Annotated in this window: 1 protein-coding gene; it reads right to left on the minus strand. The window is 60.3% G+C overall.

All coding sequences use genetic code 11. The features are described 5' to 3' along the window. Window positions 1-566 (minus strand): AMIN domain-containing protein (locus tag NW827_RS06865; protein ID WP_414503478.1); only part of this gene is annotated, 566 nt, incomplete at its 3' end. Between the last annotated feature and the right edge of the window lie 294 nt (window positions 567-860).

Genomic DNA, 860 nt, shown 5'->3' on the forward strand with positions numbered 1-860 from the left:
GCTGGAGGGGAAGCAGGAGCCGGCGGTGGGGCCACAGGCTGAGGTCGGGTTGGGGAGGCCGGTTGATTGGGCGCTACTTGGCTGGGCGCTGCCGCTACAGGAGCCGGTGGAGCAGAGGGCAAGCCCTCAAACTCGAAGACCAGCTGTGTTGGGCTGCGCTGGGCCAGCAAGCCCTGGGGAGCTGCCGCAACACCGGCAATTTCTATCCGCACGCTGTCACTGCCCAGTTGCTTGGCTTCGATGAAGCGCACTCCCGGCAAGGGAGACTCCTGACGATAGCGGCCTTGACCGCCATCCAGTTGGGCATTGGTGATATCTCCAATCCAAGACCGGCCCTGTCGGGTAAAGAACACCTGGGGACGGGCGCCCCCTGCAGTGGTGATCTCCAGCTTCATGCGGTTGCCGTGGGGCACTAGGCGGATATTGGTGATGCGGCTGAGGCTTTGGGGTTTTACGGAGGTCAACCGTTGGGCGACAGCTTCCTCAAGCTGACTTTCTACAGCCAACAGGGGCAGAGAAAGGAACAGGCTCAGTGCCCATCCCCAGGCAACTCGACGCTTCATCATCCTCACACCTCACTCCGTTAGCCAAGCGCGTTCTTGCTTCACTGCACACGGGTTACCCAGTGCTTCCCTAATCAAAGCCGAAATCTCGCCCTTTGCCACTACCTGTAGGGGCCCCAAGGCAAATTTTTCCTGAATCTTCGATACGGCGCCACTATCTGTGCTTTCCTAGCGAGGGTTCGCGCTCCCTACCTATCCCCTCAAATTTCAGCAGGATCCCCACAGCAGCAGCGCCCAACCACAGCATGGGCTGCTCTTGCCCTGCTGGGCTATTGGCTGGGTGTTGGCTGTCCTTCC

The sequence above is a fragment of the Synechococcus sp. H70.1 genome (genome assembly GCF_047502705.1).
In the GTDB taxonomy this organism is placed as follows: Bacteria; Cyanobacteriota; Cyanobacteriia; order Thermostichales; family Thermostichaceae; genus Thermostichus.